Origin of the sequence: Paraburkholderia antibiotica (assembly GCF_012927125.1) — a bacterium.
GTDB classification, from domain to species: domain Bacteria; phylum Pseudomonadota; class Gammaproteobacteria; order Burkholderiales; family Burkholderiaceae; genus Paraburkholderia; species Paraburkholderia antibiotica.
Genome location: NZ_JABBFZ010000018.1, coordinates 43,762 through 55,971, shown reverse-complemented (window position 1 = coordinate 55,971; position 12,210 = coordinate 43,762). Strand labels below are relative to the sequence as shown.

The 12,210-nt window shown below is 65.1% G+C and carries 8 protein-coding genes; 5 read left to right on the top strand and 3 right to left on the bottom strand.

The genetic code is table 11. The features are described 5' to 3' along the window. Nucleotides 1-4: 4 nt before the first annotated feature. Nucleotides 5-1,867, bottom strand: coding sequence for an ATP-binding response regulator (locus HHL14_RS25035; protein WP_230413182.1), 1,863 nt, complete (start codon nt 1,865-1,867; stop codon nt 5-7). Nucleotides 1,868-2,318: 451 nt separating this feature from the next. Between HHL14_RS25035 and HHL14_RS25030 the strand changes: the two genes are divergently transcribed. The 3 genes from HHL14_RS25030 (at nt 2,319) to HHL14_RS25020 (ending at nt 7,783) form a co-directional block, all read left to right on the top strand. After that, nucleotides 2,319-3,110: a hypothetical protein gene (locus HHL14_RS25030; protein ID WP_169500271.1), complete on the top strand. Its 792-nt coding sequence runs from the start codon at nt 2,319-2,321 to the stop codon at nt 3,108-3,110. A gap of 277 nt (nt 3,111-3,387) precedes the next feature. Then, nucleotides 3,388-6,813 (top strand): alpha/beta fold hydrolase, encoded by a 3,426-nt coding sequence (locus HHL14_RS25025; protein ID WP_169500270.1) that lies wholly within the window; start codon nt 3,388-3,390, stop codon nt 6,811-6,813. A 187-nt stretch (nt 6,814-7,000) separates the two neighbouring features. Continuing rightward, a complete protein-coding gene (locus HHL14_RS25020) occupies nt 7,001-7,783 on the top strand; it encodes a substrate-binding domain-containing protein (protein WP_169500269.1) in 783 nt (260 codons plus the stop codon). 83 nt (nt 7,784-7,866) lie between these two features. On the opposite strand, the gene HHL14_RS25015 is transcribed toward HHL14_RS25020, so the two are convergent. Together HHL14_RS25015 and HHL14_RS25010 are read right to left on the bottom strand one after the other, a co-directional pair. Beyond that, nucleotides 7,867-9,303: an FAD-binding oxidoreductase gene (locus HHL14_RS25015; protein ID WP_169500268.1), complete on the bottom strand. Its 1,437-nt coding sequence runs from the start codon at nt 9,301-9,303 to the stop codon at nt 7,867-7,869. Then, nucleotides 9,300-10,298 carry an isopenicillin N synthase family dioxygenase gene (locus HHL14_RS25010; protein ID WP_169500267.1) on the bottom strand — a complete coding sequence of 333 codons (999 nt, stop codon included), beginning with the start codon at nt 10,296-10,298 and terminating at the stop codon, nt 9,300-9,302. The genes HHL14_RS25015 and HHL14_RS25010 overlap by 4 nt, the downstream gene beginning before the upstream one ends. Nucleotides 10,299-10,609: 311 nt before the next feature. Here HHL14_RS25010 and HHL14_RS25005 point away from each other — a divergent pair, with 311 nt between their 5' ends. Then, nucleotides 10,610-11,437, top strand: coding sequence for a transporter substrate-binding domain-containing protein (locus tag HHL14_RS25005; protein WP_169500266.1), 828 nt, complete (start codon nt 10,610-10,612; stop codon nt 11,435-11,437). 98 nt (nt 11,438-11,535) lie between these two features. Next, nucleotides 11,536-12,186, top strand: a complete 651-nt coding sequence (locus HHL14_RS25000; RefSeq protein WP_169500265.1) for an amino acid ABC transporter permease — start codon at nt 11,536-11,538, stop codon at nt 12,184-12,186. Nucleotides 12,187-12,210 lie beyond the last annotated feature (24 nt).

Genomic DNA, 12,210 nt, shown 5'->3' with positions numbered 1-12,210 from the left:
GGCTTCAATCCACCACGCCCCCCGCAGCCCGGCGCGATTCGCCGACGGAGTCGCCCGTGCGATCCACCGCCTGCCCTTCGCCCCCCACCACCGCTCGCCCGCTATCCAGCTCCGCCTGCTGCCACAGCATCTCCAACGTGCGCCGCAACCGCGCCGGCGTCACCGGTTTGTGCAGCACCGGAATCCCCTGCAACGCGAGCGCCGCCAGTTCCGCCGATGCCATATCGCCGGTAATCAGCACCGTCACGACATTCGCGTGCCCCGCGCGCGTGAGCGCGCCGCGCATCGCCGTCAGCGCCTGCGCGCCGGTGCGACGATTGGCGAGCTGGTAGTCGCACAGCACCGCGTCGGGCACGAAGCCGCTCGCGAGCGCGGCGAGCGCCTCGGCTTCGTCGTGCGTGCCGCGTACCTCGCAGCCCCAGCGTTCGAGCAGACTCGCGAGCCCTTCGAGTATCGACGGATCGTCGTCGATGCACAGCACGCGTCGCCCCTGCGCGGCCGGTCCGCCCGCCACCGTATCGTCCAGACTCGCGACGATGCCGCTCGCGTCGCCCGCCTGCACCGCAAAGCGGAACACCGAGCCGCGTCCCGGCGCCGAACGCAGTTGCAGCTCGCCGCCGAGCAGACCGACGAGGCGCTTGACGGTCGGCAACCCGAGACCATGCCCCTGGCGCGCATCGCGCTGCGGATTCTCGACCTGATAAAACTCCTCGAAAATACGAGCGTGCTCTTCCGGCGCAATGCCGACACCCGAATCGCGCACCTCGATATAACCACCCTTCTGTCGCCCCGCGCGCCGCAAGCCGAGCCAGATCGCGCCTTCCTCGGTATAACGCACCGCGTTCGACAGCAGATTGCTGAGCACGCGTTCGAGCAGCACCGGATCGTCGTAGACGACCATCGTGGTCGGCGCGATGCGCAGCGCGAGCCCCTTGGCCGCCGCCTGCGGACGATACTGACTGCCGACCCGCTCGAACAGTTCGGAGAGCCGGAAATGCAGCCGGATCACCTGGGTCACGCCGCTTTCGAGGCGCGCGAGATCGAGCACCTGATTGAACAGCTGATTGAGCGCTTCGACGTTGTAGACGATGTGCCCGGAGGTCTTCGCGTGCTGCGCGGGCGTCGCCGCCGGATCGTTCAGCGACGCCGCGAGCAGTCCGATCGCATGCAGCGGCTGGCGCAGATCGTGGCTCGCCGCCGCGAAAAAGCGCGTCTTCGCGAGACTCGCCTCTTCGGCGACGCGCTTTTGCGCCGCCAGCGATTCCGCGAGGTACTGCTGATCGACGCGCGCCTGCACGACCTGGCGAAACAGCTTGCGATAGCTCATCGCGTAGACGTTGATCGCGCAGAAGAAGAACGCGAGCACGATGGCCAGAATCGTGCGATCGAACGTGTGCGAACCGAAATGCAGCACGATCGACGGCAACAGCAGAAACGGAATCGACGTCGAAAAATTCAGGAGGTCGAAACCATTCGACATGAACACGCCGGCCGCCAGCGTCACGAGCATCACCGTGTGCAGCAGCGGCAGATCGGCCTGCGGACTCTGGAACGCGAACCACACCGCAAAGCCCGGTCCGCTGTAAAGCAGCACGCCGCGCAGCGCGTGCAGATAGATCCAGTCGCGCGGCGACACCCGTTGCGGATAGCGGCGATTGCAGATCCACAGCGCAAGTCCCGCACAATTGGCGAGCGCATAAAAAACGAAGCACGCGATGAAAAGCGGCGGCGACGGCACATGCGGCCAATAGATCGCCACCAGCACCGCAATCGAAAACCAGTGCGAAAAGAACGCGATCGGGTCCTGCGCGTACAGCACCCGCACGAGGTCTTCGTCGATGGCACGCTGGATCGGGTCGGCCCGCATGGGGCGGTCTCCTGTGTCGATCGGCGCCGGCGCTTCAGCCCCCACTCCGATCTCATGCATTTTTATCGCCATGGGCATGGCAATTTCGTCGAATCGAAGCGCAGACGAAGTACCACCGACAAGGCGGCGCCCCGGCGCTCCGGCAAAACCGCGGGTCGAGCCGGGTGTCGCAACGCAGCACCCGCACGGTTTTCTTCTACAGCGAAGGCCGACTCTTCAGACGAATAGTGCGTCATCCGTCAGAAGGTTTACCCGGCAGTTTACCCATCAGCTAACACTTAATCCATATAGGCGAAGGCATTGCCGCGAACCATACTGCATTCACGTTCCAGCGCGGCCTCACCGGCACCGTCCCACGCTTCGCGGTCCTTATCGTTACCGTGCGCCGTCATCCGCCGCTGTTTTGCGCGCTTCCCGCCAACCTGTTCCGCCAACTCCGACGGAGGTTTTCATGGGCGCAGTCCCGAGCTACGAGTTCGCCCGCCAACTCGACGATGCAGTTCTGCCCGAGCTATGGCGCAAACGCACCCGGCTGTCAGCCGACGAAATGGTGTCGATGGTCGAACTGGTCAAGCGCGCATTGCGGACCTATCACCCGCTCGAATTGCAGGCGCTCGGCGAAGACAAGGAAGAACTGGTCGCGCAGTTCATCTACGCGAAGGTGCTGCGCCTCGCGCCCGGCCACACCGACACGAGCGCCTGCGCCGACAGCGCGCCGTCCAACGGTTATGCACTGTGCGCTTACTTCCGCCGTTATCTGATCGACTGTCTGCGCAGCGCGTGCCATCAGCGCAATGTGTCGATGGAAAACGACGGCATGGCGCAGGAAATCGATCTGCACGCGCAGGCGCTCGAAGATCCGGTGCAAAGCGTGCTGCTGCAATACGGGCTGAACGAGCAGCGCGTGCGGCTCGCGGCGCGCGAGTTCATCGAAGGACTCGACGAACCCGAGCGCATCGTGCTGGCCGGCAGCCTCGGCTGGTGTTCGGAAGGCAAAGGCGGGCTCTCGGCGGTGGCGGCTCGGCATCGGGTCCCCTCTTATCACTATCGTGCGGTCAAACTGGGCGTCACGATGAAAAAGACGGCCGATGCCGGGGATTTTTCCAACACGAAGATCGGCCGCTGGCTGACCGACGTGCTCGGCATCGAGATCGACCTCGATAATCGCGCGGCGATCCTGGTCGCGCTGAACCTGCTCGCGGCGGAATCGAACGACAGCGAAATGAATGAAGTGGCCGCGTAATACACTGGCCTGATATCACGAACCATTAGTCCTGCAAACCAGCAGGCCGCACAAGAAGCGATGTCGGCGCCGCACGACGGCACGGCCGGCGCTCACCGGCAAGGGTCCGCGCCGTCACGCCCGCCGACACATCGCACGCTACGGTTGCGCGCCCTTCACGGCGCGCTTTTTTTGTGTGCGCATTCCGCCTACGATAAAAAAGCTGCCGCCGCACGCCGTCTTTGTTCCGAAGTACAGCCTCCGTTCCCCGCATCCGACTCCAGACGAGGTGGTCCTGATGAACCGCTTATCGAGCGCGCCGACGGCGCTGCAAGCGCATTACGAGGTGGTGGTGATAGGTTCGGGCTACGGCGGCGCGATCGCCGCGAGCCGGATGGCGCGTGCCGGGCGCCGGGTGTGCGTGCTCGAACGCGGCCGCGAATTCATGGCCGGCGAGTATCCGCGCACGGCCGTGCAAGGCGCGGAGCAGATCCAGTACAACACCGCCGCCGCGCAGATCGGCTCGCGACTCGCGCTGCTCGAAGTGCACGTCAACGAAGACGTCAACGCGGTGGTCGGCTGCGGGCTCGGCGGCACGTCGCTGATCAATGCGAACGTCGCGCTGCGCGCCGATCCGCGTCTGTGGGACGATCCGCGCTGGCCGGCCGCGTTGCGCGCGGACCAGAGCGGCCGCGACAAGGGCTATGCGCTCGCGTGGGAGATGCTGTCGCCATCGCCCGTGCCGGCCGCTTTCCCGACGCTGCCGAAATTGCAGGCGCTCGAAAAATCGGCCCAGGCGCTCGGCATGGCGGACCGTTTCAGCCGTCCGCCGATCACGGTGACCTTCAAGGCGGGTGCGAACGCGGCGGGGGTCGAACAGCAGGCGTGCGTCGGTTGCGGCGATTGCAACTCGGGGTGCAACTACGACGCGAAGAACTCGACGCATATGAACTATCTGCCCGACGCGGTCGCGCACGGCGCGCAGATTTTCACCGGCACCGCCGTGCATTCGGTGCAGCGCGATCCGGACACGCAGCAGTGGAAAGTCGATTTCCAGCTCGTCGAGCTGGGACGCGAAAGCTACGGCGCGCCCGATCTGTTCGTGCTGGCCGACATCGTGATCGTCGCGGCGGGCACGCTCGGCTCGACCGCGCTACTGCTGCGCTCGCGTGAGGCCGGCCTCGGCACCTCGGAGATGCTCGGCCGGCATTTCACCGGCAATGGCGACGTGCTCGCGTTCGCGTACAACACCCGGGACACGATCAACGGCGTCGGCTGGGGTGGGCACCACGCCGGCGAGATCGAGCCGGTCGGGCCGACCATTACCGGTCTGATCGACAATCGCGCATCGGCCGATAACGTTAAGGATGGCTATGTGATCGAGGAAGGCTCGCTCGCCGGCGCGGTCGGCGAAGCGCTCGTCGGCATGCTCGGCGCGGTCGCACCGCTCGAAGGCGTCGACCCGACCGGCGCGCCGCCGCTGCACGAGCGACTCGCCTACGACGCGCGCACGCTCGACAGCCTGCTGCGCGGCCCGTATCACGGCGCGCTGCATCACACGCAAAGCTACCTCGTGATGGCGCACGACGACGAAGACGGCCACATCAAGATCGACGAGCGCGGCCGCGCGCGCATCGCGTGGAAAAACGCCGGACAGCAGCCGCTCTATCAAACCATCGAGGACGTGCTGATCAAGGCCACCGCGCCGCTCGGCGGCAAGTATCTGCGCAACCCGATCTCGACGCCGCTGCTCGGCCGACGCACCGTCACCGTGCATCCGCTCGGCGGCTGCGGGATGGGCGAGGATGCGGAGCATGGCGTCGTCGATCATCTGGGCCGCGTGTTCAGCGGCACGACCGGCGCAGCGGTGCATGACGGCCTCTACGTGATGGACGGCGCGGTGATGCCGATGTCGCTCGGCGTGAATCCGCTGCTGACGATCTCCGCGCTCGCCGAGCGCAACTGCGCGCTGCTTGCGCAAAGCCATGGCTGGTCGATCGACTATGCGGCGAAAGGCGCGGCCACCGCGCCGCCCGCGCAGAAAATCGGTCTGCGTTTCACCGAGACGATGGTCGGCACTTACACAGGCCACGGCGCAGGAACCGGCGCAGGCGCAGCATCAAGCCCGATCGAATTCACGCTGACCGTCGAGTCCGACGATCTCGCCGATATGCTCAGCAACCCGAATCATCTGGCGCGCACCGCCGGCACGCTCACCTGCCCCGCACTCTCCGCGCAACCGCTAACGATCACCGACGGCACGTTCAACCTGTTCATCGTCGATGCATCGGATGTCGACGAGCGCAACATGACTTACCACATGACGCTCGACGCGGCCGAAGGCAACACCTTCTATCTGACCGGCAAGAAGATCATCACGCACACGTCGCCGATCAATCTGTGGGAGCAAACCAACACGCTGTATGCGGAAATCCGCGCATCGGCCGAAGACACCGCGCCCGTGCTCGGCACCGCGACGCTGATCATCACGCCCGAAAACTTCCTGAAGCAGCAGCGCACGCTCGAAGTCACGCATGCGCCCGATCTGAAAACACGCCTCGAATGGACGCTGAAGTTCGGCCGGTTCTTCGCGGGCGTGCTGTTCACCGAATACGGCGGCGTCGCTGCGCCCTTGCAGTTCTACGACCCGAACCTGCCGCCGCGCGCGAAGCGCACGCTGCGCGCGCCAGCGCCCCAAATCACGTTCTTCACGACGCCCGACGGCACGTCACTGAAGCTCACGCGCTACTGCGACGCAGCCGGCGCGAAGCACGCGAAGCCGGTGCTGCTGGTGCACGGCTCGGGCGTATCGAGTCGAATCTTTTCGACCGATCTGATTCCGACCAATCTCGTCGAATATCTGTGCGCGTCCGGCTACGACGTGTGGCTCGTCGATCTGCGTGTGAGCATCGAACTGCCGAGCGTGCTGGTGCCGACCAACGTCGACAAGGTCGCGCGCGAGGACCTCCCCGCCGCGGTCGCGAAGATTCGCGAACTGACCGGCGCGCCGGCGATCCAGGTGCTCGGCCACTGCATGGGCGGACTCGCGCTCAGCATGTCGCTGCTGTACGGGCTCGCGGGCGTGCGCTCGGCGGTCATCTCGCAGGTCTCCGCGCATCCGGTGCCGGGCACGCTGCAACGCGTCAAAGCCGGCTTGCATATCCCGGATCTGATGCAGCATCTGCGCGTGCACGACCTCACCGCCTACACGCAGCACGCCTCATGGCCCGCCAATCTGTTCGACGAAGCACTGCGCCTCTATCCGCTCGATCACGACGAGGGCTGCGGCAGTCCGATCTGTCATCGCGCGACGTTCCTGTATGGGCTGCTCTACGAGCACGAGCAGTTGAACGAAACGCTGCACGCGAACCTGCAGGAGCTGTTCGGCATTCACGATATGGCCGTGTTCCAGCATCTGGCCGCGATGGTGCGCGCCGGCCATGTCGTCGATGCGCAGGGCGGGAACGTGTATCTCACCGGCGCGAACGGCATGAAAGGACTCGAAGGCATGCGTTTGCCAATCGGCTTTATTCACGGCGAGAAAAACGAAACCTATCTGCCGCGGAGCACCGAACTCACGTTCGAGATGCTGCGCAACCGCTTCCCCGAGCAGCCGTACGAACGGCATCTGATTCCCGGCTACGGCCATATCGACTGCATCTTCGGCAAGAACGCGGCGGTCGACGTTTATCCGCTGATCGTCCGCTATCTGGACGAACACTGAGCGCGGCGCGGTACGCGCCACACTCACACTGCCACGCACGGCCCGCCGCTCGTTGATGCGCCACGCGTGATCCACGCGCGACGGGTTCTCGCCGCGCCCATCTTCCGGTATGGTACCTGTTGCGCGACGCGAGCACATCAATGCTTTCGTCGCGCTGACATCCCTTTCGCTCTCTCCCCGCATACCGATGAAAAAATTCTTGCTGGCCTTGTGTGCCGCCGGACTGCTCGGCAACAGTGTCGCCGCCATGCCGGTGCAGGCGGCCGAACTTCGCGTAATGACCTCCGGCGGCTTCACCGCCGCGTACAAACAGCTCGGGCCGCAGTTCGCGGCATCGAGCGGCAACACGCTCGAGACGATCCTCGGCCCGTCGATGGGTCAGGCACCGGAAGCGATTCCGAACCGGCTCGCGCGCGGCGAGCCCGCCGACGTCGTCATCATGGTCGGCTATGCGCTCGACGATCTGATCAAACAGGGTAAGGTCATTCCCGGCTCGCGCGTCGAACTCGCCGATTCGCCGATCGGCATGGTCGTACGCGACGGCGCGCCGAAGCCGGACATCAGCACCATCGAAGGCCTGAAGCAAACGCTACTGCACGCGAAGTCGATTGCGTACTCGGATAGCGCGAGCGGCGTCTATATCCAGCGCGAGCTGTTCAAAAAGCTCGGTATCGAGGATCAGGTCGGCGCGAAGGCAAAGATGGTGCCGAAGATTCCGGTCGCGTCGGTGGTCGCGAGCGGCGAATACGAAATCGGCTTCCAGCAGGTCAGCGAATTGCTGCCGGTGAAGGGCGCGACCTTCGTCGGCAAGATTCCGGATTCGGTGCAATCGGTCACGCGCTTCGCGGCTGGCATTCCGGTGAACGCGCCGCATCCGCGCGAAGCGAAGGCGCTGCTCGAGTATCTGTCATCGCCGGCGGCGCAGGACACGGTGCGCGCGACCGGGCTCGAGCCGGTTGCCGCGCACTGAGTGCAGTGACGACTCGTTAATTCAAAGATCGTTGCTTCAGGAAGCGGCGTACGCGCCGCTTCGTTCAACCACGCACCGCCGACTCAGAACAGCTTGCCCGGATTCAGAATGCCGTGCGGATCGAGCGCGCGTTTGATCGCGACCATCGCCGCCAGCTCCACCGGCGAGCGCGAGATCGGCAGGAACTCGCGCTTCAGCGAACCGATCCCATGCTCGGCCGACACCGAGCCGCGCAACGGCCCCAGCATCTCATAGACGAACGCATACACCGAGTGATGATCGACGCCGGGCACCGAACGGCCGTCGACGGTCAGATGCAGATTCGAGTCGCCGATGTGGCCGAAGAAATACGCTTCGTTGCCGGGCCAGCGCTGATCGAGCGCCGCGCGGCAACGCTCGACGAACGCACCGATCTCGCCGATCGGCAGGCTCACGTCGAAGTTGATCGGATCGAGTTTAATCGGAAACTCGGCCGTGCATTCACGAATCGCCCACAACGCGCGCGCATCGGCCACCGACTGCGCGATCACCGCGTCGCGCAACGCGCCCGCTTCGAGCGCGTCAGTCAGCGCTTGCGCGAAGCGCGAGCCGTCGTCGTTCGCATCGAAGCCCGCGTGCTCGATCAGCGCATACAGCGGATGCGCGGTGTCGAACGGCGAGCGTGCGCCCGTCAGCTTCACGCCAAAGTCGTAGAAATCCGGCCACATGATCTCAAACGCGCCGATGTCGTTGCCGAAGCGCGTCGCGAGTCGCCGCAGCAGACTCACCGCCGCATCGTAATCGCCGAGCGCGACGAGCGCCGTATGACGCGCGGCGCGCCGCGGATGCAGCCGCAACACCGCACGCGTAATCACGCCGAGCGTGCCCTCCGAACCGATGAACCAGTGCTTCAGATCGTAGCCGGTGTTGTTCTTCACCATCTTGCCGAGCGAGCTCAGCACGTCGCCATTCGCGAGCACCACTTCGAGCCCGAGCACCTGATCGCGCGCAGTACCGGACTGGATCACGCGATTGCCGCCCGCGTTGGTCGCCAGATTGCCGCCGATCTGACACGAGCCGCGCGCGCCGAGATCGAGCGCGAGTTCGAAGCCCGCCTGCTCCGCCGCTTCCTGCGCGGCCTGCAACGTGGTGCCGGCGCGCACGGTCAGCGTCGCCGACGCGGTGTCGAGTTCCTCCACGCCGCTGAGTCGTTCGAGCGACAGCGCGAGATCGCTCGTGCGTGCGATCGCGCCGCCCGCGAGTCCGGTCATGCCGCCTTGCGGCACCACCGGCTGATGCGCGGCGTGGCAGATCGCGAGCGCGCGCGATACTTCGTCGACAGTGCGCGGCACCAGCAGCGCGGCCGGGCGCGTGGGATCGTGGCGCGTCCAGTCGGTCATCGCGCGTTCGCCAATCTGCGCGCCGACGCGCACGCCATCGTCGCCGAGGACGGCTCGCAATGCGTCGAGTGTCGCCGCGAGCGGCGCGGTGGCCGTAACAGCGGCGGTGGTTTTATCGTGCGTGCTGCTCTGCTCTGTCATGCAACGGTTCCTTGCTGTGCCGCCGCGGCGAGTTTCCGGCGATAGCCCATCGAGTCGTTGATGCGCCCGAGTATGTAGTCGCCGGCGGCGACCGGTGGATATTCGACCTGCGCGCCCGGCGCATCGCCCGCGCCGAGTTCGCGCGGATCGACGAGCGCGCCGTAGGTCGGATCGTAGAACGTTGCGATCGAATAGCGCTCGCGCCCCGATGCATTAATCACGCGATGCAGCGTCGAGCGAAAGCGGTCGTTGGTCCAGCGCGCGAGCAGATCGCCGACGTTGACGACGAAGCTGCCTTCGAGCGGCGGCGCATCGATCCACGTATCGTTGGCGATTTCGCGCACCTGCAGGCCGCCCACCTGATCCTGCCACAGCAGCGTGATGCAGCCGTAGTCGGTATGCGGCGCGACGCCGAACTGGTCCTGATCCGATTGCGGCGGCTGCGGCGGATAGTAGACCATCTGCGTGCGCTGCATCCGCTTCGTGTAGCGCGGCGCGAAGAAATTTTCATCGACACCGAGACTCGCCGCGACCGCGCGCAGCAGATCGGCGCCGCATGCGCCGACCGCCTCGTAGTAGTCGTACAGCGCCGGCCTCAATTCAGGCATGAAGTCGGGCCAGTTGTTCGGCCCGCGCAGCGCCTGGCCCGCGAGCACGTCGGGATCGTCTTCGGGCAGTTCGAGACCGATGCTGAAAAACTCCTTGTAGTCGGGGCGTTTCGCCTGATACATCGTCGCGTCGCCGAGCGCATTGAAGCCGCGATGCCGAAGATTGACCGCCGCGCGCCGCTTGGTCTCGACCGGAAACGCGAAGAACGTGCGCGCGGCTTGCGCGGCCGCGTCGATCATCGCTTGCGGCACGCCATGATTGACGATGTAAAAAAAGCCGATCGTCGTGCACGCGTCGTGAATCTGCTTCGCGACGCGTTGCAGCGCGTGCGGATCGCCCGCGCGTACGCCGGCAAGATCGATGATCGGAATGCGGGTCACGGACATCGCGCTGCTCCTTCGGGAATCGATTGAACGGGTTCCGGCCACGGCGGCTTTCCGCTGACGAAAGACGCGGCGCGAGCCTCTTCGACACTTACGCCGCACCGCCTGCATTGCAGTTGTATATACCGCCAAAAGCATCGCGGCAAGTTGCTTCGCGCTCCTTCATATCAGGGCTTTTCTCTACTCGCGACAGCATTTATTTTTTGCCGGAAACGCGGTATATACTGCCCTGCAGGCACTGCGACGCGCAAGCGCCATCGTGCGTTCGGACCAGAACATTTCAACCACCGAATCTACTCGCCCCGGAGAACCCCATGCGTATCCTTGCAGGCTGGAAATGTCGTCTGGCCATGCTGGCGCTGTGCGCGGCAAGCGTTTCCGCCCATGCCGACGACCAGCTCGCCAAAGTGAAGAAATCCGGCGAACTGGTGGTCGGCACCGAAATGCAGTTCGCGCCGTTCGACTTCCTCGAAAACGGTCAGCAGGCCGGCTTCAACAAGGATCTGTTCGCGGAGATCGGCAAGGAAATCGGCGTGAAGGTGCGCTTCATCGATCTGCCGTGGCCAAGCGTGCTGCCCGGTCTCGAAGCGGGCAAGTTCGACATGGTGGGCGGCCCGCTGACCGTCACGAAGGCGCGCATGGAACGCTACACGTACACGCTGCCGGTTGCCGATGCGACCGACGCGCTGCTCAAGCGCGCCAACGATACGGCGCTCAAGCAATCGTCGGATATCGCCGGCAAGACGGTCGGCGCCGGCAAGGGCACCGCGCAACTCGACCAGTTGAAGAGCTATGTGGCTACGCTGCCGAAGCCGCCGGAAATCCGCGAGTACGTCGACAACAACCAGGCTTACGCGGACCTCGCCGCCGGCCGCATCGCGGCGGTCGCGAACTCGATGACCAACATCGCGTATGTCGCGAAGCAGCGTCCCGAGATGTTCGCGGTCGTGCAGCCGCCGTTCGGCGCGAAGGTGTACTTCGCGTACGCGCTGCGCAAGGACGCCGACAGCAAACCGCTCGCCGATGCGTTCAACGCGGCGCTCGTGAAGATGCAGAAGGACGGCCGCCTCGCCACGCTGCAGAAGAAATGGTTCGGCGTCGCGATGGACATGCCGAGTACGCTGCCGACGCCGAATTACTGATCGCTTCTACAGCTTCTACAGCACGGGCGATGCGCGCTGCTTTGCGATAGCAGCGCCGCAGAGCGCGCCGCCCTTTCCACTCCCCGGCCGTCACCGTCATGTTCAACACGACTGTCTTCGTTCAGGGCCTGCCGCTGCTGATGCATGCGGCGCTCGCCACCATCGGCATTTCGCTGACGGGGCTCGTGATCGGCTTCTTCGTCGGCATCGGCGTGTGCAGCGCGCGGCTTTCGCAACATCGTGCCGCGCGTCTCGCGGGCGGCGCGTACGTGTTCTTCTTTCGCGGCGTGCCGATGCTCGTGCAACTGCTGCTCGTCTACTACCTGCTGCCGTTCGCCGGCATCAACGTGTCGCCGATCGTCGCCGCGATCAGCGCGGTGTCGCTGTGCTCCGCGTCGTATATCGCCGAGATTCTGCGCGGCGGCTTTCTGAGCATTCCACCGGGCCATCTTGAGGCCGCGCGCATGCTCGGCCTGTCGCCGCTCGATATGCTGCGGCGCATTCTGGTGCCGCAGGCCTTTCGTCTGACGCTGCCGTCGCTCGTCAACGAAATGGTGCTGCTGATCAAGGCCTCGTCGCTGATCTCGGTGGTCGGCGTTGCCGAACTCACGCGCACCGCGCAGAACATCGCCGCGAGCACCTACCGTCCGCTCGAAGCGTATCTCGCGGCGGGGTTCATCTATTTCGTGATCTGCGGCACGCTCGCGCTCGTCGCGCACGCGGCCGAATATCGTTTGCAGCACGCCTGATCGCCCCGACCCCCACGCTCAATC